Below are 24,228 nucleotides of genomic sequence, written 5' to 3' on the forward strand. Positions count from 1 at the left end.
GTTACCTCTTCTTCTTCGCGTGACGCGAACGGATGATCATCTTATCCGTCGACTTGTTGTGACGGGTACGAGCGCCCTTGGTCGGCTTGCCCCACGGAGTGACCGGATGACGGCCACCCGAGGTGCGGCCTTCACCACCGCCGTGCGGGTGGTCGACCGGGTTCTTGGCGACGCCGCGGGTAAGCGGACGCTTGCCGAGCCAGCGGTTGCGACCGGCCTTGGCAAGATTCTGGTTAGCGTTGTCGGGGTTCGACACCGCACCCACCGTGCCCATGCAGTCACCGCGCAGGTAGCGCTGCTCGCCCGAGTTCAGGCGAACGATGACCATGCTGCGGTCGCGACCGACGAGCTGGACATAGGTGCCTGCCGAGCGGGCGATCTGGCCACCCTTGCCCGGCTTCATCTCCACGTTATGGATGATGGTGCCGACCGGCATCTGCGACAGGAGCATGGCGTTGCCAGGCTTCACGTCGGTCTTCTCGCCAGCGACGATCGTGTCACCGACCGCAAGACGCTGCGGTGCGATGATGTAGGTCTGCTCGCCGTCCTCGTACTTGACGAGAGCGATGAACGCCGTGCGGTTGGGGTCGTATTCCAGACGCTCGACGGTGGCCGGCATGTCCCACTTGCGACGCTTAAAGTCGATGAAGCGGTACTTCTGCTTGTGACCACCAGCGATGCCGCGCGAGGTCACATGACCCTTGTTGTTGCGGCCGCCGGTCTTGCTCTTGCCTTCGGTCAGCGCCTTGAGCGGCTTGCCCTTCCACAGCGACGACTTGTCGACGAGGATCAGGCCGCGGCGTGCGGGGCTGGTCGGGTTATAGTTCTTGAGTGCCATCGTGCGCGCCTCAAATACCGCTGGTGACGTCGATGGACTGGCCCGGGGCCAGGGTCACGACAGCCTTCTTGAAGTCAGAACGCTTGTAGGGCTTGCCCTTCCAGCGCTTGGTCTTGCCGTCCTGGTTCAAGGTGTTCACCTTCGTGACCTTGACGTCGAACAGGGCTTCGACCGCTGCCTTGATCTCCGGCTTGGTCGCCTTGTCGGCAACCTTGAAGACCACGGCGTTGTGCTCGCTGAGCAGCGTCGCCTTCTCGGTGATGTGGGGTGCCACGATCACGTCGTAGTGACGGGTGTCGATCGCTTCCTTAGCCATTGAAGCGCGCCTCCAGCTTTTCGACAGCCGAGCGCGTCAGCACCAGCGTGTCATGCTTCAGGATGTCGTAAACGTTCGCGCCGACTGCGGGCAGGACGTTGACGCCGACGATGTTGCGCGCGGCCTTGGCGAAGTTGTCGTTGACGGCATCGCCGTCGATCACGAGCACCTTCTTGCCCCAGTTCGCCTGAGCGAGCTGGCCGACGAGAGCCTTGGTCTTGCCGTCAACGTCGAGATTGTCGACGATCACGAGACCGGCCTTCGCCTTGGAGGAGAGCGCCATCTTGAGACCGAGCGCACGGACCTTCTTGTTCAGCGAGATGTTGAACTCGCGAACACGGGGACCATGGGCCTTGCCGCCACCGATGAAAATCGGGGCCTTGCGGTCACCATGACGAGCCGTACCGCCGCCCTTCTGGCGACCGAACTTCTTGCCGGTGCGGGCAACGTCCGAGCGCTCACGCGCCTTGCGGGCAATGCCGCGACGGTTTTCAAGCTGCCAGGTAACGACGCGGTGCAGGATGTCGGCGCGCGGCTCAATGCCGAACACGTCATCTGCAAGTTCCACTTCGCCCTTGGCGGTGCTGCCGTCGAGATTGAGGACCTGAACCTTCACGACTTAGCCCTCCTGACCGTCGGTGGCTTCGACTGCCGCGACTTCCGCCGGGGTGTCGGCAGCTGCCGAGTCATTGCTGTTGGCGGCCTGCTTGAGACCTGCGGGATAGGGCGCTTCAGCGTGACGCGAGACCTTGACGGCGTCGCGGACGAGCAGCCAGCCGTTCTTCGAACCAGGGACCGAGCCCTTTACGAAGATCAGGCCACGCTCGTCATCCGTGCGGACGACTTCGAGGTTCTGCTGGGTACGCTGGCGATCACCCATGTGGCCGGCCATCTTCTTGTTCTTGAAGACGCGACCCGGATCCTGGCGGTTACCGGTCGAACCGTGGGCACGGTGCGAGATCGAAACGCCGTGCGTCGCGCGCATACCGCCGAAGCCCCAACGCTTCATGGCGCCGGCGAAGCCCTTGCCCTGCGTGTGACCGGTGATGTCGACGTACTGACCGGGAACGAAGTGCGAAGCGGCAATGGTCGAACCGACATCGAGCGTGGCATCGTCTGCAACGCGGAACTCGGCAACTTCCATCTTCAGCGGCACTTCAGCCTTGGCGAAGTGCTCACGCTGCGGCTTGGCAACGTTCTTCTGCTTGGCTTCACCCGCACCGAGCTGCAGAGCGACGTAACCGTCAAGCTCAGCCGTGCGAACCGAAACCACCTGGCAATTTTCTAGCGACAGGACGGTGACCGGCACGTGCCGACCATCTTCCTGGAAAAGGCGGGTCATCCCGACCTTCTTCGCGATCACGCCGGTGCGCATGATCCATACTCCTCACAGAGGCATGCCGGACCCATTCCGACATGCGTGTTCAGCCCGTATGTGAAGCGCGCCCCCGACCGGGCTGAGTGCCCCTGCGGAAACAGGAGCAATCGGGGGACGCTTGCCCGACTGTGCGATCTCTCGCGGCGCCGGAGGTATCCCATTGTCAACGAGGCTTTTGTTACCTCGGAAACTCTGGCCCCTCACCGGAGTGAGGGTCTTGGCCGGTTCGAACCGGCCAGAATATCTGGATCGTTGCGGACGATCCGGCCGGAGCGGACACCTGCCTGGGCAGGACGCTCATCAAGCGGCTCAGGCCAGCTTGATCTCGACGTTGACGCCGGCCGCAAGGTCCAGCTTCATCAGCGCGTCGACAGTGGCAGCGTTCGGCTGCACGATGTCGAGAAGGCGCTTGTACGTACGAACCTCGAACTGCTCGCGCGACTTCTTGTCGATGTGCGGACCGCGGTTCACGGTGAACTTCTCGATGCGCGTCGGAAGCGGAATGGGGCCCCGGATCAGCGCGCCGGTGCGGCGGGCGGTATCTGCAATTTCTCCAGTGGCATGGTCGAGCACACGATGATCAAAGGCCTTGAGGCGAATGCGGATATTCTGGGCGTCCATGTCCGTTTACCGATGCGAAAGAGCAAAACAAAAAAGGCAAGTCGACCTGCCCTCTAACCCTGCCCCAGTTACGAAGCTCGGGGAGAGCGGGCCGACTGCCAAAAAGCGATCAGAAAGTAAAAAACCGACCGGCGGGAAGAGCGAATCTCCCCGCCGGTGCGCGGCCTATATTACTTCGTGATGGTGCTGACAACCCCCGAACCGACGGTACGGCCACCTTCGCGAATTGCGAAGCGCAGACCCGGATCCATCGCGATCGGAGCGATCAGCTTGACCGACAGCGTGACGTTGTCACCAGGCATGACCATCTCGGTGCCCTCGGGGAGGATCACTTCGCCGGTCACGTCGGTCGTGCGGAAGTAGAACTGCGGGCGGTAGTTGGCGAAGAACGGCGTGTGACGGCCACCTTCATCCTTCGACAGCACGTAGACTTCAGCCGAGAACTCGGTGTGCGGCGTGACCGAACCGGGCTTGGCCAGAACCTGGCCACGCTCGACATCTTCACGCTTGATGCCGCGAACCAGCGCACCGACGTTGTCGCCGGCTTCACCCTGGTCGAGCAGCTTGCGGAACATTTCGACGCCGGTAACAGTCGTCTTCTGGGTGTCCTTGAGGCCGATGATCTCGACTTCTTCGCCAACCTTGACGATGCCGGTTTCGATACGGCCGGTCACGACGGTACCGCGACCCGAGATCGAGAACACGTCTTCGACGGGCATCAGGAAAGGCTTGTCGGTCGGGCGCGGCGGCTGCGGGATGTAGCTGTCGACAGCGGCCATCAGGGCGTTGATCGAGTCGCGACCGATCGCATCGTCACGGCCTTCGAGAGCTGCCAGAGCCGAACCCTTGACGATCGGAATATCGTCGCCCGGGAAGTCGTACGACGACAGCAGTTCGCGAACTTCGAGTTCGACGAGCTCGAGGATTTCCTCGTCGTCGACCTGGTCGACCTTGTTCATGTAGACGACCAGCGCAGGCACGCCGACCTGGCGGGCGAGCAGGATGTGTTCGCGGGTCTGCGGCATCGGGCCGTCAGCAGCGTTCACGACCAGGATCGCGCCGTCCATCTGGGCAGCACCGGTGATCATGTTCTTCACGTAGTCAGCGTGACCCGGGCAGTCGACGTGCGCGTAGTGACGGTTGGCGGTTTCGTACTCGACGTGTGCGGTCGAGATGGTGATGCCGCGCTCGCGCTCTTCGGGAGCCTTGTCGATGTTCGCGTAGTCGGTGAAGGTTGCGCCGCCGGTTTCGGCGAGCACCTTGGTGATTGCGGCGGTCAGCGTGGTCTTGCCGTGGTCGACGTGACCGATGGTGCCGATGTTGCAGTGCGGCTTGGTCCGCTCAAACTTAGCCTTAGCCATTGTTCAAACCTTCTTCTCGTATGTGTGCAGATACTGCGGGAAATGGACGGCACCCGCTGAATCGAGCGCCGCCCCTAATGCTATCCGTGGTCTTATGCAAGCTTCGCCTTGACCTCGGCCGCGACGTTGGCCGGAACCTCGTCGTAGTGGTCGAAGAACATGGAGTAGTTTGCGCGGCCCTGGGTGAACGAGCGGAGCTGGTTCACGTAGCCGAACATGTTGGCCAGCGGGACCATGGCGGTGACAGCCTGGGCATTGCCGCGGCTGTCGGTGCCCTGGATCTGGCCACGACGCGAGTTGATGTCGCCGATCACGTCGCCGAGATATTCCTCGGGCGTGATCACTTCGACCTTCATGATCGGCTCAAGCAGCTTGATGCCGGCCTTCTGCGCGACTTCACGCATACAACCGCGACCTGCGATTTCGAATGCCAGCGCCGACGAGTCGACGTCATGGTAGGCGCCGTCGTAGAGGTTGATCTCGAAGTCGATGATCGGGAAGCCGACGAGCGAACCCGTGGCAGCCGTCTCGCGGAAGCCCTTCTCGATCGCGGGGATATATTCCTTCGGAATGTTACCGCCCTTGATCTCGTCGGTGAAGATGATGCCCGAACCGCGCTCGCCCGGCGTGACCTTGACCTTCACGCGACCGAACTGGCCGGTACCACCCGACTGCTTCTTGTGGGTGTAGTCGACGTCGACAGCCTTCGCGAGGTATTCGCGATAGGCCACCTGCGGCGCACCGACATTGGCCTCGACCTTGAACTCGCGACGCATGCGGTCGACGATGATCTCGAGATGGAGTTCGCCCATTCCCTTGATGATCGTCTGGCCGGATTCATGATCGGTCGCAACGCGGAACGAGGGATCTTCGGCCGAGAGACGATGCAGCGCGACGCCCATCTTCTCCTGGTCAGCCTTGGTCTTGGGTTCCACCGACAGTTCGATGACCGGCTCGGGGAATTCCATGCGCTCGAGGATGATCGGCTGGCGTTCGGCACACAGGGTGTCGCCCGTCGTCGTTTCCTTGAGGCCAGCCAGAGCGACGATGTCGCCGGCATAGGCTTCTTCGATGTCCTCGCGGCTGTTCGCATGCATTAGCAGCATGCGGCCAACCTTTTCCTTCTTGCCCTTGACCGAGTTCAGGTAGCTGCCCTTGCTGAGCGTGCCCGAATAAATGCGGGTGAAGGTGAGCGAGCCGACGAATGGATCGTTCATGATCTTGAACGCAAGCGACGAGAACGGTGCGTCATCGGCGGTCGGACGGCTGTCCGGCTCGTCGGTGTCGGGGTTCACGCCCTGCACGTCTTCGATGTCGAGCGGCGAAGGCAGGTAGTCGACCACGGCGTCGAGCAGGGGCTGAACGCCCTTGTTCTTGAACGCCGAGCCGCACAGCACCGGTACGAACGACTGGTTCAGCGTGCCCTTGCGGATCAGCGCCTTCAGCGTCGCCACGTCGGGCTCGTTGCCCTCGAGGTACGCTTCCATCGCGTCATCGTCCTGCTCGACGGCAAGCTCGATCAGCTGGTTGCGGTATTCCGCAGCCTTGTCGGCCAAGTCGGCGGGGATTTCTTCATAGAAGAATTCGGCACCCAGCGCCTCGTCCTTCCAGATGATCGCACGGTTCTCGACCAGATCCACGAGGCCCTTGAAGTCTGCTTCTGCGCCGATCGGCAGATAGAGCACAGCAGGCTTCGCGCCAAGGCGATCGATGATCGTCTGGACGCAGTAGTAGAAGTTGGCGCCGGTGCGATCGAGCTTGTTGATGAAGCACATGCGGGGGACTTTGTACTTGTCCGCCTGGCGCCATACGGTTTCCGACTGGGGTTCGACGCCGGCAACGCCGTCGAAGGCCGCCACGGCACCGTCGAGCACGCGCAGGGAGCGTTCGACTTCGATGGTGAAGTCGACGTGGCCCGGGGTGTCGATGATATTCAGGCGGTGGTCGTTCCAGATGCAGGTCGTCGCGGCCGACGTGATCGTGATGCCGCGTTCCTGCTCCTGCTCCATCCAGTCCATGGTCGCGGCGCCGTCGTGGACTTCGCCGATCTTGTAGGACTTGCCGGTGTAATACAGGATGCGCTCGGTCGTCGTCGTCTTGCCGGCGTCGATGTGCGCCATGATGCCGAAGTTACGGTAGCGCTCGAGCGGATGGCTACGTGCCATGATGCTGTTCCTTGGGAAATATGGGGGAGCCGAACTGCGGCCCCGCCCATATGGTTACAAGTGTGACCGTTTAAAGACCAGCCCCGCATCCAGCCTTCGACTGATCGAAGGCGAACCGCGGAAGCCGGCCCAAGACACTTACCAGCGGTAGTGGCTGAACGCGCGGTTGGCGTCGGCCATGCGGTGGGTGTCTTCACGCTTCTTGACCGCGTTGCCACGGTTGTTGGCAGCGTCGAGCAGCTCGGCCGAGAGACGCGCAGCCATCGTCGTTTCCGAACGATTGCGCGCAGCCGTGATCAGCCAGCGGATGGCGAGAGCCTGGGCGCGCTCCGGACGGACTTCGACCGGAACCTGGTAGGTGGCACCACCGACGCGGCGCGAGCGCACTTCGATCTGCGGCTTCACGTTGTTCAGCGCATCATGGAACAGCTGTACCGGATCCGCCTTGGCGCGGGTCTGCATGGTGTCCATGGCACCGTAAACGATGCTTTCCGCGACCGACTTCTTACCATCGAGCATGAGGTTGTTCATGAACTTCGACAGAACCTGATCACCGAACTTCGGATCGGGCAGGATGACCCGCTTTTCCGGACGACGACGACGTGACATACTCAATACTCCTTCGGAGTGCGGCCCGCCCATCCGGGCGGTCCTTCCGGTCTCGGCCCGCTCCCCCGCCCGGCCACCCGGATGCTACCTTGCAAGGTAGCCGGGCGGGGAAGCGGGCCGGAACCGGGCCTGACCTGTTGATTACTTCGGGCGCTTGGCGCCGTACTTCGAGCGCGACTTCTTGCGATCCTTGACGCCCTGCGTATCAAGCACGCCGCGCAGGACGTGGTAGCGAACGCCGGGAAGGTCGCGAACGCGGCCGCCGCGGATGAGCACGACCGAGTGCTCCTGCAGGTTGTGGCCTTCACCCGGGATGTACGAGATGACTTCGCGGCTGTTGGTGAGGCGGATCTTGGCGACCTTGCGGAGAGCCGAGTTCGGCTTCTTCGGGGTGGTCGTGTAGACGCGCGTGCAAACGCCGCGCTTCTGCGGGTTCTGCTCCATCGCAGGGACCTTCGACTTGGCCTTCTGCGGTTCGCGACCCTTGCGGATCAGCTGATTGATTGTGGGCATGAAGTACTCTTCACCTGTGATTGTGGCGCTTTGGCCGAAGGTGAAGGAATGCGGGCACCGCGAATGCGCAAGATGGAAAGGTAGACCCGAAGGCCCCTTCCCGACACGCAATCACGAACCGAAACGCTCCACCCGCAACTTTCGTCACCGGGTTACTTTGCCGGAGAACCTGGAAGCCCAGATGCACCGCCAATGTTCAGCTCTAACCCCGATCAGGCCAAGGCCCGTCGCGGAAGGGTGCGCCCTTAGTTGGATTCGGGCGTGGGGTCAAGGGTGGGTTGGGTGGGGTACGTTGCATAGTGGCTCAGACCCTGCTGGGAAAGCCGGGGAAAGTCTGAGGTGGGGCTGTCTGTCGACGAGATCGGGCCCTTCGACAGGCTCGAGGCGGGCGGGGGTCGGGTAAGGGAACTCGCCTGCGTTGACATCGGGGTGGAAGGAGGTAGATAACGTTGTCTGAGTGTGGGGCCAGGGCGCTGGAGCGCGGGGTTCGGGCTGGCGATCGGAGTTTTTATGGCGAATGTTGTTTACGATCACATCCACCTGCGCAGCAACGCGGTGGAAGAGGCGGTCAGTTTCTATGAGACAGTGCTCGAGGCCGAGCGCATCGCGGCGTTTCCGGACGGTCGCATCGATATCCGTCTGGCAGGGCTCAAGGTCATAATCTCGCCCGCAGCGTGGGAGCTGGACGACGCGCATGGCCGGGAAGAGGCGCCGATCGATCACCTCGGGTTCGAGGTGAAGGGGCTGGTCGAGATGACCGAGAAGCTCAAGACGATGGACATCGAATTTCTGCAGGGCGTGCGCAGCCCCAAGCCGGGCGTGCTAACCGCATTCCTGCTGGGCCCCGACAACGTGAAGATCGAGCTGATCCAGCGGGACTGACGCCGGACGTCCAACGTCTTTGTAGCGGGGGAACGGCCTCCTCCCGCCCCCACCTAGCAAACTTGCATTTTCGGCTGTCCTACATATAACCGTATAGGTTATTAGCGGGCATGGCTAACGATCTGATCACAACGTCCGTCCGTCCCGGTCGGCGGACTTCGCGCGTCGCCTTTGCCCAGGCGGTAAGGGACGACGATCCGTTGCTGAACTTTGCGCCCTATGTGCATGTGGCGCCGCGGCGCAATTCGATCACGCCGGACCGGCAGCGCGAGTTCATCGCGATGCTGGCGGCGACGGGGATCGTCACTCAGGCGGCGCGCGCGATCGGGGCGAGCCTTGAGGCGCTCTACAAGATCCGCAATCGCGAGGGGGCAGAAGGCTTTGCGGCGGCGTGGGATGCGGCGATCGAGCGCGGTTTCACGCGGCTGGAGGACTGTGCGCTGGAACGCGCGATCGCGGGCGAAGAGCGTCCGGTGGTGTGGGACGGGCGCGTGGTGGCGACGTGGAAGCGCTATGACACGGCGCTGCTGGCGTTCCTGCTGAGGACGCGACGGCCGGAGAAGTATGGCGTGCTGCGGGCAGCGGATCTGCGGCCGGGGCATCCGGTCTACGATCGGCTGCGCGCCGAGTGGGAAGCGGAAGGGCGCGGCGGCGAGGATATAGCCAAGGTGCGCGCTTCGCTTCATGCCAAGTTGCTCGCGATGCGCGATGCCGCGCTGGCGCGGAAGGCAGCGGACGCCGAGCTTGCGACGGGCGACGCCCTGGATGCGACGAAAATCATGTGATTCTAGACTGTTGACGGAACTGCTAAGGTCTTCTCCGGTTGATCGGTCATGGCCCCGAAGGAAGGCCCCCGACAACGGAGAGAGATCATGGAAAGCAATCGCAACGACGGCAACAAGCTAGGCCACCAGCAGGACGGCGCGCAGCGCGAACCGGGCATGGACCAGCATAGCCCCGGGCAGCAGAATCAGCAGGGCGGTCAGCCCGGACAGCATGATGGCTCGCAGCAGGGTGGTTCGCAGCAGGAGCAGCAAGGCGGCGGTGGCGGTCAGCAGGGCGGCGGGCATCAGGGCGGCTCGCAGCAGGATGGCGGGCGTCAGGCGGGACGCGAAGATCGCGCGGGCCAGCAGAGAGCCGACCGCACAGGTCAATAAATCGGGTTAGGCGGAGCCTCGCGGCGGCACCACCGAGGCTCCCCATTGCCGAGCGGCTCCCGGATCAGGAGCCCCGGCTCACGCGCGGCGGGGTTCCCCATGTTCCCGGGGAGCCCCGCCGTTTTGCGTCAATTGTACTGGACGGTGACCGTCAGCGTGCCTGAGTAGGTGCCGACAGCGGTGCTGCTCGAGAGTGGGATGGTGCCGCCGACCTTGACCTGGACAGTGCCCGCGCTGCCGATGCTGCCGCTCAGCACTTGCGCGCCGCTGCCTGTGGAGCTGGTGGTGGCGGTGACAGAACCGGCGCTGCCGCTCAGGGTGAAGGTGGAGGGTACCGAGACTGTGACAGCCTGCCCGCCCTCGCCCGTTACGGTAAAAGCGGCGGCGGTGGGGCTTGGGCTGGCCATGCGGCGGACGTTGTTGCCAGTGACGCTGGCTACACCTGCGGGGGTGAGCGTGATGCTGCCCGAGCCGGTGCTCGGACGGGTGACGCCGCCGAACTGAAGATCGGCGGTCTTGGTGATGTCGATCGGGCGGATGACCTTGGCTCGTATGTTGCCGACAAGCGAACTCGACCCGGCACCGCTGGGGCGCGAGGCGGTGATGAGATAGGAGCTGATCGCGTTGCCCGTGGCCGAGGCGGAATCGCTGCCGGCAACGGGCACGTCGTAGCCGATGTAAAAGGTGCGCGCAGAATCGCGGGGGATCGGGTTGAAGTTGATGACGACGTAACTGCCGGCGCTGAAAGCCGAAGTCATCGTCGCGGTGCCGTTGGTGAGGTTGACCGTTGTGATGTAACCGAGACGACCGGTGGGTGTGCCTGCGAGCGCGAGGGTAACGTACGGGTTGGTCGACGAGCAGGCGTTGCTGCCGGTGCAGGTGAAGGTCACCATCGCGTTCGCACCATTGGTGGAAATGCGCACCGCGCTACCCGACTGGACGGTGACCGCGCCAGAGCTGGATGCGGCACGTAGCGAGGAAGAGCCGCTCGCGGCGGAGACCACGTCGCCAAGATTGGCATCGCTGATCGAGTTGACCACGTAGGTCTGGGCACAGGCCGTTCGCGACAGCAGTAGCGCGAGCGCGAGAAGCAGGGCGCGGAGCATTAGCGTTTCACCATCTGCACGGGGTCGTTGAAGGCGACTTCGCCGGTGGCGTCAATCGTCATGCCGTCCGAACCGACCTGAACGAGGACCGGTTCCTTGAGCCGCATCCCGAGGCGGGCGGCCTGGTCCGGGTCAACCTCGATTGCGTAGCGACCGGGCTGAACCTGGTCGAAGACTGCGGTTCCGTCGAACTCGGTCATGCCCTCTACGACCTTGCCCTTGGCCGAGACAAGGCGGAGCCTGACCGCGGAGAGCCCGGCAAGCGCGCCGTCCTTACGGCGGAAGGCGATCCGCGCGACAAGCTCGGAAGTGGGCACGAGCGGATAGGGAATCGTGGTCATGCCACCGGCGCGTGCGGCGAACGTGATGTTCTGCGGCGGGGGCATGACGAACACGGTGTCGGTGCCCGAAACGTCGGCGCGCAGCGTGGTCATCGCGCCATCGCCGAGGCCGGTGACGAAAGCACGGCCCTGCGCGTCGGTCACCACCTTGAGCCCGCCGCCTTCGACGGTAACCCCGGGAACGGCTTCCTCGCCGTTGTCGCGCTGACCGTTGGCGTTGGCATCAATGAAGGCGAGCAGCGCGGCGCTGGCTCCATTGGCCGGGCCCGGAGGCGTCATACGGTAGCGGCCTAGCAAAGGATCGCGGGCCAGACCGAAATTGAGCTGGAGGCCGACGCGCCAGCGGTTCTGGCCGGTCGACCAATCCCCACCCAAAGTGGCCGAGGCGAAAGGCAGACGCGCGGTGAGCCCCGCCTGAAGAGCGACGTCGCGGGCGGCAAAAATGCGCGTCGCGCCCAGGCGGACCGAGTAGCGATCGCCAATGGCGCGATCTGCTGCGAGACCGAGCGTTTCCATGCGCAGGCCGGGCTTCAGCCGGAAATCGGCGGTAGCGCGCAACTGCCACTTGTAATCGACGAGCCGCATCGCGCTGAAATTGCCGTTGACGCGCGTTTCGGAGAATCCCGGCTGGGTGCGGTGATTGTAGTCTGCGCCGATGGCGACGAGCGTGTTGCCAAGGCTCGCCGTGGTCCGGGCCCGTGCGGTAAAGGTCTGTCCGCCATCGAGAAATTCGGCGCGGTCGAGACGGCCCGAGATGGGCAGGCCGAGCGACCCCGGCAGCGGCACGGCGAGGTCAAACACGACTTCGCTGTAGCGCCGCATCGGGCGGGCGGCATCGAAGCTGGTATTGGCCTCATCGGCAAAGCCGCCGGCATATTCGACATGACGGCCGAGGAAGCTGATCCCGGCAACGCGTCCGGCAAGGCCGAGCGAAACCGCGCGACCCGACTTGAAATCGCTGGCGAGGTCCGCCTGGACCGCCATGCCGAGCAGCGAATTGCGCGTGCCCAGCGTGCCGATCGTGCGGGTGGTTCCGCCAATGTCGGTATAGCGGGCAAGCCCGGCGGTGACGGTGAGATCCTCGGTCACGCCATGGGCAAGACCGAGCACGGCACGCAACTTGTTGCGACCGCGCCCATAGCCGCCGAGGCTGGCATCGGACAGGTCGATCACCGCGCGGTCCTGTGCGACTACGCCAATGTCGAGCGTTGTCCGGCCCGCAGCAAGCTGGCCACCGCCGACATTGATGACGCGGGTGCGCTCTACCCGTTCGCCGCGGGGGCCGTATAGCACGATGCGGATCGCATTGCGGCCACGTACGAGTGGAATGTCGTTGAATTCGTAGCGGCCTTGCGCGGTCGAACCGCGCTGGCCCGAGCGCAGGATGTCGTTGACGTAAAGCTCGGCATCGTAGCCGACCGGCAGTTCGCCGCGCAGATTGATGCGCTGGAACACGCTCGCTTCGTCGATGCGTGACGAAGAGAAGACGACGCCTGCCCCGCCGATGCTGCGCGGGCCGAGAGCGAGGTTGGGTGTATAGACGTCACCCGCTGATGCCATCGTGCCGCCAAGCGCGCCGAACAGGTGGCCGTCTTCGGACCGGCGGGTGAATGCCACACGCGCTGCCGATGGCCGGGCATCGTCATCGGTGGCGAGCCAGGCGGAAAAGCCGGTTTGCAGCAGATCGCCGGCAACGCGACCTTCAAAGCGTGTGAGTGGACCTGCCTTCTCGCTTTCAAAGCCAAGCTCGGTTGTAAAATCGAACGCAGGCTCGCCAATCCAGCGATAGGGCGTGGCAACACGCAGCGCCTCGTCCTGCGCTTCGGGCTGGCCGGACAGGCCGGCAAGGCGGGCAAGACGTTCGCGCGCTGCCTGAACGGGGAGCTTTTCGGTCGCCTCGAGGAGGAGGAGCATTTCGTCGGCCGATGCAGCGATGCGCACAGGGAGAAGCTTGGCAATGAGCGAGGCGCGAAGGTAGATGTCGGTTTCGGTCGTAAGACTGTCGGGCGGCACGAGCGCGACGATCTTGCCGCCGATCAGGGCCTGGCCAGAGCGCAGGTCGATCGTGATCGGTTTCTGGCTTTCACCAAGGCGGCCCGAGACGACACCCTGCCCGACATCGACATCGAGCGGAAGTTCGAGCAGGCGGCTGAGTTCGCCCAGCGGCAGGAGCGGATCATGCGCATCGCCATAGGCGGTCAGCGCATCGGAAATTGTCGTTCCATCAAGCTGGACCGAAAGCAGCAACAGTTCGGGCGGGGTTGCATCGTTTGCGCCGACAGGGGGCGCAGCGAGGGCAGCCTCGGCTTGCACGGCGACGGGCTGCGTGGACGCAACCGGGCCTTCCGGCGCGCCGCTTGAAGCAACGGCGGCCAGGGCCATCATGGCGGGAGCCATGTGCATGTCAGGGCGCGGTAAAGGTCCCGCTGGCGATCGGCTGGGCCTTGCGGATATCGTCGGCGGTAAAGATTGCCGTGACGGTCTCGCCCTTCCTCAGCGGACGCATCAAAGGCACTTGCGCAACGCGTTCATCGACTTCGGGATAGACCGCGATCCCCCGGATGACGCCGACCACTTCCTTGGCGGTGCGCAGTTCGACATTGCCATAAAGCGACGTCGTGCCCTGGCGACGCAAGGGAACCGACAGGGCCGGACCTTCGGGGGTCGCGATCTGCGAGATCGGCCCGATGCTGGCCGATGCATCGGCAGCACCGCCGCGCACGATCAGTGGAATGGAAATGCCGAAGACCGACTGGATGCGCAGGACCAGTTCACCCTTGTCCGAAGACGCGGCCTGCTCGGCAGTAAGACCGCTGTCGGCGGATGGCACGGTTGTGACAGTCAGGTGCGAGCGAAATTCACCGCCGGCGGCATTGTCGGCGAGCGTCGCGCGGACGCGGATCGTGCGGCCCTGCCCCGGTGGCAGCGTAAGGCGGCTGGGTGCCGCAAGAAGATAGGGCTTGGCCGAACGGACCTTGGCGCCGACGGTTTCGGCATCGGGTCCGCGTTCGGCAAGGCGCGTCATCGGCACGATCTCTCCGGTCGGGAGCATCGCGTTGTCGACCAACGCTACGTCGACCGTGACCGGGGTGTTGCCCTGGTTGAAGACATAGACCGCTTCGGTGCGCTTGGTGCGATCGAAGATCACACGGCGCGGCGTGAGGTTGATATTGGCGGCTGCGGCCACAGGCGCGATGACCTGCGTTGCGCCCGCCTCGGGCTTGGGCTGCGCGATCGGCAGGCTCACGCCTTGCGCGAAAGCTGGCGAGGTCGCGATCAAGGGCAGCACGGCCGCCAAGGTTTTCATCGAACGCTTCATCGCTTGAAATTCCTGATGGCCCTAGTTGAACTGGGCGAGAAAAAGGATCGAACTGCCCTGCTGCATGATGCCAGGCAGCAGCCCTTCACGACCCGAGCGCAACGGGCGCAGGCTGCCACCCATGGGTTGCAACATGTCGATCCGGTAGACACCGCTGGCCATGACCACGACCCCGCTTGCAGCGCGCTGCGTGCCTTGCGGAGCCGACTTGCGGCGAGACAGCAACAGCGAGACTGAATCACCGGCATCGCCATTGAGGAACACGGCCGAGACGGCATCATTCATCACGTCGAACGTGAAGCCCGCACCGACCGGCTCCACCACGACTACCGAAGCCTGAGCTTCGGCGGTTTCGGCAGTAACTTCGATGGCCTGGGCCGATGCGGGTATCGAAGCCAGTCCAAGGAGCAAGGCCGGCAATGCGGCGCAAAGGCCTGTTCGCTCGATTTGCTCCATGTCCCCGTCCCCCTTCGAACACCCGCATCAACCCCGGCCATCACTAATCCGGATTGCGGCCCCGGATTGCAGCCAGCGCGCTTACCCTTGGGGCAAGGCGCTGCCCGGCAATGTTACTGGTAGGCAACCGTTACGGTGAACGAGCCGGAATAGGCGCCCGAAGCTTGCGTGCTGGGCAGCGAGAAGCTGCCGCCGACGTTGAGGACCTTCGAACCGGCCGAGGCCAGCGCACCCGACAGCGTCACGGTGCTGCCGAAATCGGGCGACAGCGTGACAGGGATCGAGTTCGTGCCGTTGATCAGCGATACCGACGACGGGATCGAAGTCGTGACAACCTGGCCACCTTCGCCATCTACCGTGAACTGGGCGCGGCTGGTGGTGATGCCGGTGAGCGCGACAGCGCCGGTGCCTGCAACGACGGCGTTGCCAGTATTGGCAAGCGTGACCGTGCCCGAACCGGTGCGCGGGCGTACGATGCGGCCGAACGCGAGATCGGAGTTCTTGGTGATCGTCAGCGGCTGCAGGATCGTGACCGAACCGGTAGCCGAAGTGTTGTCGGTATTGGCGGCAGACTGGGCGAAGGCGGTGCCTCCGGCCAGCAGCCCGGCGGCGATGACCGCACTGGCAAAGAACTTCTTCATCTCAACTTCCCCTATCCATTGCCCCGCGGCAAGCGAGGCAGTCCCGAACCGGATCCGCATGGATGACCACGGAGACCGGACATGCCGGTTTGGTTACCGGACAGAGCGATCCCTAGGTACGCACACCTAAGCATTGGTTAATTTCGGAGGGGAAAGCGGCCGACAACTTGCAACAGTGAAAGTATTCGCGGCAGGGCACTAAGAGGCTGGTTTTACTATAATTAGTAGGAAAAAATCGCGCATTCGCGCCATTTGTCATGTGTTTTTAACGTGACTTTCATCACCGAGGCCCGTTAAGAAATAACTATAGTTATGGTTAAGACTAGGCATTCGTTAAGAATGTCAAAGCCTGTTGGCCTAGCCAGGATTTGCCAATCGAACTGGCCACTCCCCGACAAAGGGAAAGCTCCTGCGATAGCTTTTGAGTAGGCCTCGGCCGATTCGCTCTGGTCGGGCAATTGGTCCTGTCAGCCACGGAACCGACTGGCAATGGCCGAACGGCTATCTCTGAACGGCTGGGACGGTTGGGTTGCCGCGGGTCGCGGCTACATGCCCGCCGTCCGATGCGGAGGCCGCAGGCACGAAAATTTGTTTTTGTGGGGAGAATCAATCCTGCCTGTCCGGCAGATGCGGATCCGGCGCCCGCGCGATGCGGGCGCCGGTCCTGGCTCATCCGAGCCTGCGCGGAATCAACCGTTCAGCTTGTCCTTGACGGCCTTGGCCGCCGAGAAGGTCAGCTTGTTCGAGGCGGCGATCTGGATGGTCGCGCCGGTCGAGGGGTTGCGGCCTTCGCGCGCGGGGGTGTTCTTGACCTTGAACTTGCCGAAGCCGTTCAGCGAGACTTCTTCACCCTTGGCGGCAGCATCTGCGATCGAAGCGAACACGCTGTCGACGGCCTTGCGGGCGTCAGCCTTCGAGAGGCCGTGGTTCGCTGCGATGATGTCGGCGAGGTCGCTGTTGTTCATGTTGTTATGTCCTCAACTTGAAAGGGACCGAACGGCTAACGCATGGCGAAGTGCGAAAGCCATGCCCTGCCGCAGACTTTCCACCGAATTTCGCGCTGCGCACGCCATTTTGCGTCGATTTTGGGCTTGATCAGCGGCGAATCGCTGCGATCCGGAGCATTCGGACAGATTGTAACTTTGTGTCGCAGGCGGGAATCGAGCGCAACAAGGGACGTGCGCGGGTGCAGCAATCTGCTAGATACCCTCGCGAAAGCCGTTCCCGCCGGGCTGCACCAAATGGACGGCGACACCAGATCGCCGTTCACGCGTTGGCTGCTTTTGCGGAACCGACCGGGTGCGAAGATACCAGTGAGACCGAACTTGCCGTCACGAATGCTGCGCGTATCCATCGCGACCGTGTCAACCTGCCTGTTGCTGGCCGGGTGCGGATCGACCGACGAGCCCAAGGGCAAGCCAACCCCCGTGGTCGGGGTGATGATCGCGCGAGCCGGGCCGGTCGAACTCACCACCGAGTTGTCGGGCCGGACCGAGGCTTCCGAAATCGCCGAAGTTCGCCCGCAGGTGGCCGGGATCGTGACGTCGCGGCTATTCAGCGAAGGCTCCTTTGTGCGGGCCGGCCAGCCGCTCTACCAGATCGACGCCCGGATATATGCTGCAAGCCAGGCGCAGGCGTCGGCTTCGCTCGCCTCGGCTCAGGCGACCGTCGAGGCCAACCGGCTCAAGGCCGAGCGCTTTGCGCTGCTGGCCGAGCAGGGGGGAGTGAGCCGGCAGGACGCAGCCGACGCGCGGGCGGCCTACAACCAGTCGCGCGCGGCCGTGCAGCAGGCGCGGGCCGCGCTTTCGTCGGCGCAGATCAACGTGGGCTTCACGCGCGTGTCCTCGCCCATCTCGGGCCGCATCGGCATTTCGATGGTGACCAAGGGCGCGCTGGTGACGACCAACCAGAGCGAACCCATGGCAAAGGTCCAGCGACTCGACCCGATGTACGTCAACATCCAGCAATCGGGATCGGACTTCATCAGCCTGCGCCGCGCGATCGAGAGCGGCAAGCTGGTGGCGGGCGCGGCGCCGGTCCAGGTAATCCTGCCGGACGGCAGCGCCTATCCGGTGGCGGGCCGGCTCAACCCGGCGGATATCGACGTGAACCCCGAGACGGGCACGATCACCGTGCGCGCGGTCGTGCCCAACCCCAAGGGCGAGCTGCTGCCGGGGCTGTTCGTGCGCGCGAAGGTTGGCCAGGGCACGGTGCCTAACGCGATTCTGGTGCCGCAGGCTGCGGTCAGCCGCGATCCGCGCGGGCGCGCAAGCGTTCTGGTGGCTACGCCCAAGGACATGCTCGAGAAGCGCGAGATCGTGGCCGATACGCCGGTCGGGCAGAATTGGCTGGTGTCGAGCGGGCTGAAGCCGGGCGATCGCGTGGTCGTGGAAGGGCTGATCAACGCGCGCGAAGGACAGAAGGCCAAGGTCGTGCCCGCTGGCAGCAAGCAGGCGCCCTCCCCTGCCGGTGGCGGGAAGTAGGGTCGCATGATTTCACGGTTCTTCGCGCACCGCCCGATTTTTGCATGGGTGATGGCGATCGTCATCATGGCGGCGGGGTTGTTCGCAGTCTCGACGATGGGCGTGGAACAATACCCCGACATCGCACCGCCGACCGTCTCGATCAACGCGACCTATGGTGGCGCGGATGCCTCGACGGTCGAGAACAGCGTGACCCAGGTCCTCGAGCAGCAGCTCAAGGGCCTCGACGGGATGCTCTATTTCAGTTCGAATTCGTCCAACGGTTCGGCAAGCATCACGGTGACGTTCGACAAGGGCACTGACCCCGATACCGCGCAAGTGCAGGTGCAGAACGCGATTTCGCGGGCGGTGAGCCGGCTGCCGGCAGTCGTCCAGCAGCAGGGCGTGAACGTCAACAAGGCCCAGTCCGACCAACTGATGGTCGTAGCGATCTACGACCGGACCGGGCGCGCGACCAATTCGGACATATCCGACTACCTGACCACGCATTTCCAGGACCCGCTTTCGCGCGTCGAGGGCGTGGGCAACACGCAGGTATTCGGCGGATCGTTCGCCATGCGGATCTGGCTTGACCCGCTGCGGCTGGCCGCCGTGCAACTGATGCCCTCGGACGTGACAACAGCTTTGCAGGCGCAGAACACGCAGGTTGCTGCGGGCGAGATCGGCGGAAACCCCTCACCCGAAGGTCAGCGTCTCAACGCCACGGTGACTGCGCGGTCCCGGCTCGAGACCCCGGAGCAGTTCGAAAACGTGGTGGTCAAGACCAACGTCGATGGTTCGGTGGTCAGGCTCAAGGACGTCGCGCGCGTCGAGATGGGCGAAGAAAGCTACGGCTCGCTGAGCAAGTTCAACGGCATGCCCGCGACCGGTCTGTCGATCAGCCTCGCCTCGGGCGCAAATGCGATGAAGACGGCCGAACTGGTCAAGGCCCAGGTCGATGAGCTGTCCAAAGATCTGCCCGCCGGGTACGCAACCGCCTATCCGCGCGACAGCAGTACCTTCGTGAAGCTGTCGATCGAGGAAGTGGTGTGGTCGCTGTTCGAGGCGATCGTGCTGGTGGTGATCGTGATGTTCGTGTTCCTGCAAAGCTGGCGCGCGACGCTGATCCCCGCGATCGCGGTGCCGGTGGTGTTGCTGGGCACGTTCGGCGTGTTGAGCCTTGCCGGCTACACGATCAATACCATGACGATGTTCGGCGTGGTGCTGGCGATCGGCCTGCTGGTCGACGATGCTATCGTGGTGGTCGAAAACGTCGAGCGCGTGATGCACGAGGAAGGGCTCGGCCCGCTCGAGGCGACGGTCAAGTCGATGGACGAGATCACTTCGGCGCTGATCGGCATCACATTGGTGCTGACGGCGGTGTTCGTGCCAATGGCATTCTTCGGCGGATCGACCGGCGCGATCTATCGCCAGTTTTCGGTGACGATCGTTTCGGCGATGGTGCTATCGGTTCTGGTGGCACTGGTATTCACGCCCGCGCTGTGCGCGACCTTGCTCAAGCCCGTTGAGCCGCACGAGCGACCAAAGGGCCGCTTCTTTGCGACCTTCAACCAGGGTTATGCACGGCTTGAGGATCGCTATCGCGGAAGACTGGCAAAGATCGTGGGGCGGCCTGCGCCGTGGATCGGCGTGTTCGGAGCGGTCTGCGTGGGCATGGTGCTGCTCTACGTGCAATTGCCGACCAGTTTCCTGCCCGCCGAGGACCAGGGCAATCTTTCGATCAACTACCAGTTGCCGGTAGGATCGACATCGGAACAGACGCGCGCGGTGGCGGCTGGCATTTCGGACTACATCAACCAGACCGAGAGCGAGAACGTCCGTGCGGTCTTCGTGGTGATGGGCCGTGGCCAATCGGGCTCGGCGCAGAACGCCGGGCAGGGATTCCTGCTGCTCAAGGACTGGGACGAGCGCAAGGGGGCCGAGCGCAGCGCTTCGGCCATCGCCGAGCGCCTGAACGCGCATTTCAGGCAATCGCGCGACGCACAGATCTTCGTGCTCGATCCCCCGCCGATCCGGGGCCTTGGCAGTTCGGGCGGCTTCGAGATGTGGTTGCAGGATGCGGCCGGTGCCGGCCGCGCCGCGTTGACTGCAGCGCGACGCCAGTTGACCCAGCTTGCCGGCGAGGAGCCCAGGCTCGCGCAAGTGCGTCTGAGCGGGCTTGAGGATACTCCGCAGCTCAAGGTGGACATCGACGACGACGCGTTGACCGCTTTCCAGATCGCCCCGGCCAATGCCAATTCGACGCTTTCGATCGCGTGGGGCGGGCTCTACGTAAACGACTTCGTCGACCGCGGGCGCGTCAAGCGCGTGTATGTTCAGGGCGATGCACCCTACCGCAACGAGCCTGCGGACCTTGGCCAGTGGTTCGTGCGCGGGACCGGTGGACAGATGGCGCCGTTCTCCGCCTTTGCATCCTCGCACTGGACGCAAGGCGCGGTCAGGCTTGACCGTTTCAACGGCGTATCAGCGCAGCAATTGCAGGGCAGCGGAGCGCCGGGCGTGAGTTCGGGTGATGCGATGCAGATGATGGAAGACAGCGCGGCCAAGCTGGATGGCAATTTTGCGGTCGCCTGGAGCGGATTGTCCTATCAGGAGCGCGCAGCGTCGAGCCAGTCGCTGCTGCTCTATGCCGCCTCGGTGTTCTTCATCTTCCTGTGTCTTGCCGCGCTTTACGAAAGCTGGTCGGTGCCGGTGGCGGTGCTGCTGGTCATTCCGCTCGGCATCATCGGCGCGGTGCTGGCGGTGACGATCCGCGGCTTCAGCAATGACATCTACTTCCAGGTGGCCTTGCTGACCACGATCGGGCTTTCAGCCAAGAATGCGATCCTGATCGTGGAATTTGCCGAAGCAGCCATGGCGCGCGGAGTCGAGCCGGTTGCAGCCGCACTTGAAGGCGCACGGCTGCGGCTGCGGCCGATCATCATGACGAGCGTGGCCTTCATCGCTGGCGTGATCCCGCTGGTGGTTGCCGGTGGCGCAGGTGCGAATGGGCGACAGGCGATCGGAACCGGCGTGATGGGGGGCATGTTATCGGCAACGCCGCTGGCGATCTTCCTTGTGCCGCTGTTCTTCGTGCTGGTGAAGGGCGTGTTCAGGCGCAAGGACAAGCCTCAGGGCGAGATCGGCATGCAGGGAGAGCCGGCATGACGGTGCGGCAATTCATGGCGACTTTGCCCGCCTTCGCATTGGCCGCGTGCAATCTTGCACCGACCTACGTGCGGCCTGACGCGCCGGTCGCGCCGAACCTGCCGCAAGGAAGCGCCTACCCCACCCTGCCCGCAGGCGACAGCAGTGCCGATGCGCTGGGCTGGCGCGATTTCTTCACCGATCCGCGCCTGCAGCAGGTGATCGCCCAGGCCCTGAGCGAGAACCGCGACTTGCGCGTGGCTCTGGCCAATGTCGAACGCGCCCGCGCCCTGTACCGCGTGGAGCGGGCAGCCCTTGTTCCCGCGATTGGCGCAAGCGGTACGGCTTCCGAGACCCGTGGGAATGCTGGCCGGGCGGTCGACAATTTCTCGGTCCAGGCAGGCGTGAGTGCCTACGAAATCGACCTGTTCGGGCGAGTGCGCAACCAGAGCGCATCGGCGTTGCAGGCCTATCTTGCGACCGACGAGGGGCGCAAGGCGACACAGATCGCGCTGGTCGCCGAGGCGGCGAGTGCCTGGCTCAGCCATGCCGCCACCGCCGATGCCTTGCGCATCGCAGAAGAGACGGTCGCCTCGCGCCGCCAGACGCTTTCGGTCAACCTGCGGCGCGAGGCCAACGGCATCGGCACCAAGCTTGACGTGGCGACAGCGACGGCAGCGCTCAACAGCGCCGAAGCCGACGCCGCCGATTTCCGCACCAGCCTTGCGCAGGCGCGCAATGCGCTGCAACTGCTGACCGGTGGCGCACTTCCTGACGACCTTTTGCCAGCGACGCTGGGCAACGGCGATCACTTGCGCGCCGCACTGCCGGTGGGGCTATCGTCGCAAGTGCTGCTGCGCAGGCCCGATGTGCTTGCCGCAGAGCACGATCTGCGCGGGGCCTATGCCGATATCGGAGCGGCGCGCGCGGCGTTCTTCCCGTCCATCTCGCTGACCGGGCTGCTCGGCTTTGCCAGCGGCAGCCTCGGCGCCCTGTTCGATGGCGGAAACTTCCAGAAGAGCGCCAGTGCCGGGCTGGGCCAGACGATCTTCGATGGCGGCGCGACGGCAGGAAACCTAGCAGCGGCAAAGGCGGCGCGCGATGCCGCACTTGCGGCTTACGAGCGAGCGATCCAGTCGGCCTTTCGCGAGGTGGCCGATGCTCTGGCGCGGCGCGGCACGATCGACGATCGGCTGGCTGCGCAAGTCTCGCTCGAGGCCAATGCCGCCACGGCCTATCGGCTCTCGCAAGCGCGCTATGATGCCGGGATAGCCAACTTTCTCGAGCCGCTCGATGCGCAGCGTACGCTCTACAACGCTCGTCAGACGCTGGTGACGGCGCGGTTGACGCGGATGGCGAACATGGTGGAACTTTACCGTGCGCTGGGCGGCGGACTGGTCGAACAGGCGGAACGCTAGAGACGGGACCCTGGCGCTTCACAATCAGCTGCATTTGTGGTCTGGGCGGAAGATCAGTCACCGCCTGATTGGATCGGGCCTGATCGCGAAGGTCTGCAGATGCGCTTCAAGGGGCTCGACCTCAACCTGCTCGTGGTATTCGACGCGCTGATGGAAACGCGCAGCGTGACGCGCGCGGCCGAACGGATCGGCCTCACCCAGCCGGCGACGAGCGCGGCTTTGCGGCGGCTCCGCGACTATTTCGGCGACGAGATCGTTGTGCAGGTGGGCAAGCGCATGCACCCTACCCCCTTTGCCGAAGCGCTGCATCCGCAGGTTCAGGACACCCTGCGCGCGCTCGAGCAGGCGATCACCACGCCGACCGCCTTCGATCCGGCAACGTCGACGCGGAATTTCCGGATCATCGGTTCGGATTACATCATGGTTGCCGTGCTGGTTCCGCTTGTCGGGCGACTGGCACGGATCGCGCCGGGTGTGCGGGTGGAAATTATCCTGCCCAACGAGCACAGCATCGGCGAACTGGAAGCAGGGCGCGCAGACCTTCTGGTCACGCCCGAGCCTTTCCTTTCGATCGGGCATCCCAGCGAAGTGCTTTTTGCCGAGCGTCAAGTGGTGGTGGGATGGGCCGAGAACCCGGTTTTCGCCCGCGGGCTGACCGAGGAGGATTTCTACGCGGCCGGACACGTCTCGGTCCAGTTCGGGGCGAACCGGACGCCGGCCTTTGCCGATTCAACCCTCTCGCGCATGGGGCGCGCCCGGAATGTCGAGGTGACCGTCGGCAGCTTTGCCTCGGCGCCATGGTTCATCGAGGGCACGGCGCGGCTAGCCGTGCTCCACGAGCGGCTTGTCCGCCAGATCGCGCGGCGATTCAATCTGGTGTGGGCGCCGATGCCGTTCGAATTTCCGGCGATGAACGAGATGATCCAGTTCCACGATTCACGCGCGGCCGATCCCGGCCTTGCCTGGCTGCGCGGGGAAATGCGCACGGTGGCATCGCAGACCTGACCGCCGGTCGGGAGAGTCAGTGCGAAACCGCTCTAGCGCGCTTGATGGTTCCCGAGAAACTCAGCACCGGATTGTCGCCCGAGAGGATCGTGCCGCGGGCAAAGACGAGGCTGCCCCCTGCCCGGACCAGCTCGCCACGCGCGGTGAGCAGTTCGCCCTCGCGGCCACCGCTGACGAATTCGCAATTGAGAGTGACGGTGACCCCGGTGATCTCCTCACCGCCCGAGGCCGCGATCATGAACAGCGAGAAATCGGCGAATGTCATCAGCGCGCCGCCGTGGACGATGCCGTGGCCGTTGAGGTTCTTGCGTTCGGGAATGAACCCCGTGACGATGCCGCGTTCGTCGCGCCTGACGAAAAACGGGCCAGTGCTGTCCTCGAACGGGTCCTTGCCCGACCATTTCCACCAGCCGGCCCATGGTCCGTGCGTTTCGCGCTCGAAATTGCCCCGGATGGGAGGTGCGTCTGAGTCCTGCATGGACGAACTGGTGAG

General features: G+C 64.1%; 24 protein-coding genes. 6 read left to right on the forward strand and 18 right to left on the reverse strand.

Annotation, left to right across the window (positions count from 1 at the left end):
- Position 1: 1 nt before the first annotated feature.
- The 9 genes from rplB to rpsL form a co-directional block, all read right to left on the reverse strand.
- On the reverse strand, positions 2-838 hold the full coding sequence (rplB, locus tag AC2A04_RS11685; protein ID WP_484212509.1) for a 50S ribosomal protein L2: 837 nt from the start codon (positions 836-838) through the stop codon (positions 2-4).
- 10 nt (positions 839-848) lie between these two features.
- Positions 849-1,154 (reverse strand): 50S ribosomal protein L23, encoded by a 306-nt coding sequence (locus AC2A04_RS11690; protein WP_054107588.1) that lies wholly within the window; start codon positions 1,152-1,154, stop codon positions 849-851.
- Positions 1,147-1,770: a 50S ribosomal protein L4 gene (rplD, locus tag AC2A04_RS11695; RefSeq protein ID WP_484212510.1), complete on the reverse strand. Its 624-nt coding sequence runs from the start codon at positions 1,768-1,770 to the stop codon at positions 1,147-1,149. Before rplD ends, AC2A04_RS11690 begins: the two co-directional genes overlap by 8 nt.
- 3 nt (positions 1,771-1,773) lie before the next feature.
- A complete protein-coding gene (gene rplC, locus AC2A04_RS11700) occupies positions 1,774-2,529 on the reverse strand; it encodes a 50S ribosomal protein L3 (protein WP_484212511.1) in 756 nt (251 codons plus the stop codon).
- 312 nt (positions 2,530-2,841) lie between these two features.
- Positions 2,842-3,153: a 30S ribosomal protein S10 gene (gene rpsJ, locus AC2A04_RS11705; protein WP_484212512.1), complete on the reverse strand. Its 312-nt coding sequence runs from the start codon at positions 3,151-3,153 to the stop codon at positions 2,842-2,844.
- Positions 3,154-3,323: 170 nt separating this feature from the next.
- Positions 3,324-4,514, reverse strand: coding sequence for an elongation factor Tu (gene tuf / locus AC2A04_RS11710; protein ID WP_484212513.1), 1,191 nt, complete (start codon positions 4,512-4,514; stop codon positions 3,324-3,326).
- Between the two features lie 92 nt (positions 4,515-4,606).
- On the reverse strand, positions 4,607-6,679 hold the full coding sequence (gene fusA, locus AC2A04_RS11715) for an elongation factor G (protein ID WP_484212514.1): 2,073 nt from the start codon (positions 6,677-6,679) through the stop codon (positions 4,607-4,609).
- Between the two features lie 138 nt (positions 6,680-6,817).
- Positions 6,818-7,288, reverse strand: coding sequence for a 30S ribosomal protein S7 (gene rpsG, locus AC2A04_RS11720; RefSeq protein ID WP_484212515.1), 471 nt, complete (start codon positions 7,286-7,288; stop codon positions 6,818-6,820).
- Positions 7,289-7,429: 141 nt separating this feature from the next.
- Entirely contained in the window at positions 7,430-7,801 is a 372-nt protein-coding gene (gene rpsL, locus AC2A04_RS11725) for a 30S ribosomal protein S12 (protein WP_484212516.1), read from the reverse strand.
- A 510-nt stretch (positions 7,802-8,311) separates the two neighbouring features.
- Between rpsL and AC2A04_RS11730 the strand changes: the two genes are divergently transcribed.
- Complete coding sequence (locus tag AC2A04_RS11730) at positions 8,312-8,683, forward strand: VOC family protein (RefSeq protein WP_484212517.1); 372 nt, start codon at positions 8,312-8,314, stop codon at positions 8,681-8,683.
- A gap of 110 nt (positions 8,684-8,793) precedes the next feature.
- Positions 8,794-9,468, forward strand: a complete 675-nt coding sequence (locus AC2A04_RS11735; RefSeq protein WP_484212518.1) for a hypothetical protein — start codon at positions 8,794-8,796, stop codon at positions 9,466-9,468.
- Positions 9,469-9,585: 117 nt separating this feature from the next.
- Here the strand turns inward: AC2A04_RS11735 and AC2A04_RS11740 are convergent, their stop codons facing one another.
- The 8 genes from AC2A04_RS11740 to AC2A04_RS11775 all read right to left on the reverse strand — a co-directional run bounded on the left by AC2A04_RS11740 (position 9,586) and on the right by AC2A04_RS11775 (position 17,057).
- The gene (locus AC2A04_RS11740) at positions 9,586-9,837 is read right to left on the reverse strand and encodes a hypothetical protein (RefSeq protein WP_484212519.1); all 252 of its coding nucleotides are present in this window, start codon (positions 9,835-9,837) and stop codon (positions 9,586-9,588) included.
- Positions 9,838-9,968: 131 nt separating this feature from the next.
- Positions 9,969-10,946, reverse strand: coding sequence for a DUF4402 domain-containing protein (locus AC2A04_RS11745; protein WP_484212520.1), 978 nt, complete (start codon positions 10,944-10,946; stop codon positions 9,969-9,971).
- Positions 10,946-13,684: a hypothetical protein gene (locus tag AC2A04_RS11750; protein WP_484212521.1), complete on the reverse strand. Its 2,739-nt coding sequence runs from the start codon at positions 13,682-13,684 to the stop codon at positions 10,946-10,948. Before AC2A04_RS11750 ends, AC2A04_RS11745 begins: the two co-directional genes overlap by 1 nt.
- Before the next feature lie 7 nt (positions 13,685-13,691).
- On the reverse strand, positions 13,692-14,606 hold the full coding sequence (locus tag AC2A04_RS11755; RefSeq protein ID WP_484212522.1) for a fimbrial biogenesis chaperone: 915 nt from the start codon (positions 14,604-14,606) through the stop codon (positions 13,692-13,694).
- A gap of 21 nt (positions 14,607-14,627) precedes the next feature.
- A complete protein-coding gene (locus AC2A04_RS11760) occupies positions 14,628-15,017 on the reverse strand; it encodes a hypothetical protein (RefSeq protein ID WP_484212523.1) in 390 nt (129 codons plus the stop codon).
- Between the two features lie 158 nt (positions 15,018-15,175).
- On the reverse strand, positions 15,176-15,703 hold the full coding sequence (locus AC2A04_RS11765; RefSeq protein ID WP_484212524.1) for a DUF4402 domain-containing protein: 528 nt from the start codon (positions 15,701-15,703) through the stop codon (positions 15,176-15,178).
- 689 nt (positions 15,704-16,392) lie between these two features.
- Positions 16,393-16,668, reverse strand: coding sequence for an HU family DNA-binding protein (locus AC2A04_RS11770; RefSeq protein WP_484212525.1), 276 nt, complete (start codon positions 16,666-16,668; stop codon positions 16,393-16,395).
- Between the two features lie 35 nt (positions 16,669-16,703).
- Positions 16,704-17,057 carry a hypothetical protein gene (locus tag AC2A04_RS11775; protein WP_484212526.1) on the reverse strand — a complete coding sequence of 118 codons (354 nt, stop codon included), beginning with the start codon at positions 17,055-17,057 and terminating at the stop codon, positions 16,704-16,706.
- Here AC2A04_RS11775 and AC2A04_RS11780 point away from each other — a divergent pair.
- The 4 genes from AC2A04_RS11780 (at position 17,041) to AC2A04_RS11795 (ending at position 23,735) form a co-directional block, all read left to right on the forward strand.
- Complete coding sequence (locus AC2A04_RS11780; protein ID WP_484212527.1) at positions 17,041-18,186, forward strand: efflux RND transporter periplasmic adaptor subunit; 1,146 nt, start codon at positions 17,041-17,043, stop codon at positions 18,184-18,186. The genes AC2A04_RS11775 and AC2A04_RS11780 overlap by 17 nt on opposite strands.
- Before the next feature lie 6 nt (positions 18,187-18,192).
- Positions 18,193-21,333 (forward strand): efflux RND transporter permease subunit, encoded by a 3,141-nt coding sequence (locus AC2A04_RS11785; RefSeq protein ID WP_484212528.1) that lies wholly within the window; start codon positions 18,193-18,195, stop codon positions 21,331-21,333.
- The gene (locus AC2A04_RS11790) at positions 21,330-22,730 is read left to right on the forward strand and encodes an efflux transporter outer membrane subunit (RefSeq protein WP_484212529.1); all 1,401 of its coding nucleotides are present in this window, start codon (positions 21,330-21,332) and stop codon (positions 22,728-22,730) included. The genes AC2A04_RS11785 and AC2A04_RS11790 overlap by 4 nt, the downstream gene beginning before the upstream one ends.
- A 99-nt stretch (positions 22,731-22,829) precedes the next feature.
- Positions 22,830-23,735: a LysR family transcriptional regulator gene (locus tag AC2A04_RS11795; protein WP_484212530.1), complete on the forward strand. Its 906-nt coding sequence runs from the start codon at positions 22,830-22,832 to the stop codon at positions 23,733-23,735.
- Positions 23,736-23,751: 16 nt separating this feature from the next.
- Here AC2A04_RS11795 and AC2A04_RS11800 read toward each other — a convergent pair whose 3' ends face one another.
- Positions 23,752-24,213, reverse strand: a complete 462-nt coding sequence (locus AC2A04_RS11800; RefSeq protein WP_484212531.1) for a PaaI family thioesterase — start codon at positions 24,211-24,213, stop codon at positions 23,752-23,754.
- Positions 24,214-24,228 lie beyond the last annotated feature (15 nt).

Source organism: Novosphingobium sp. HNCC26DJ243 (assembly GCF_057180545.1).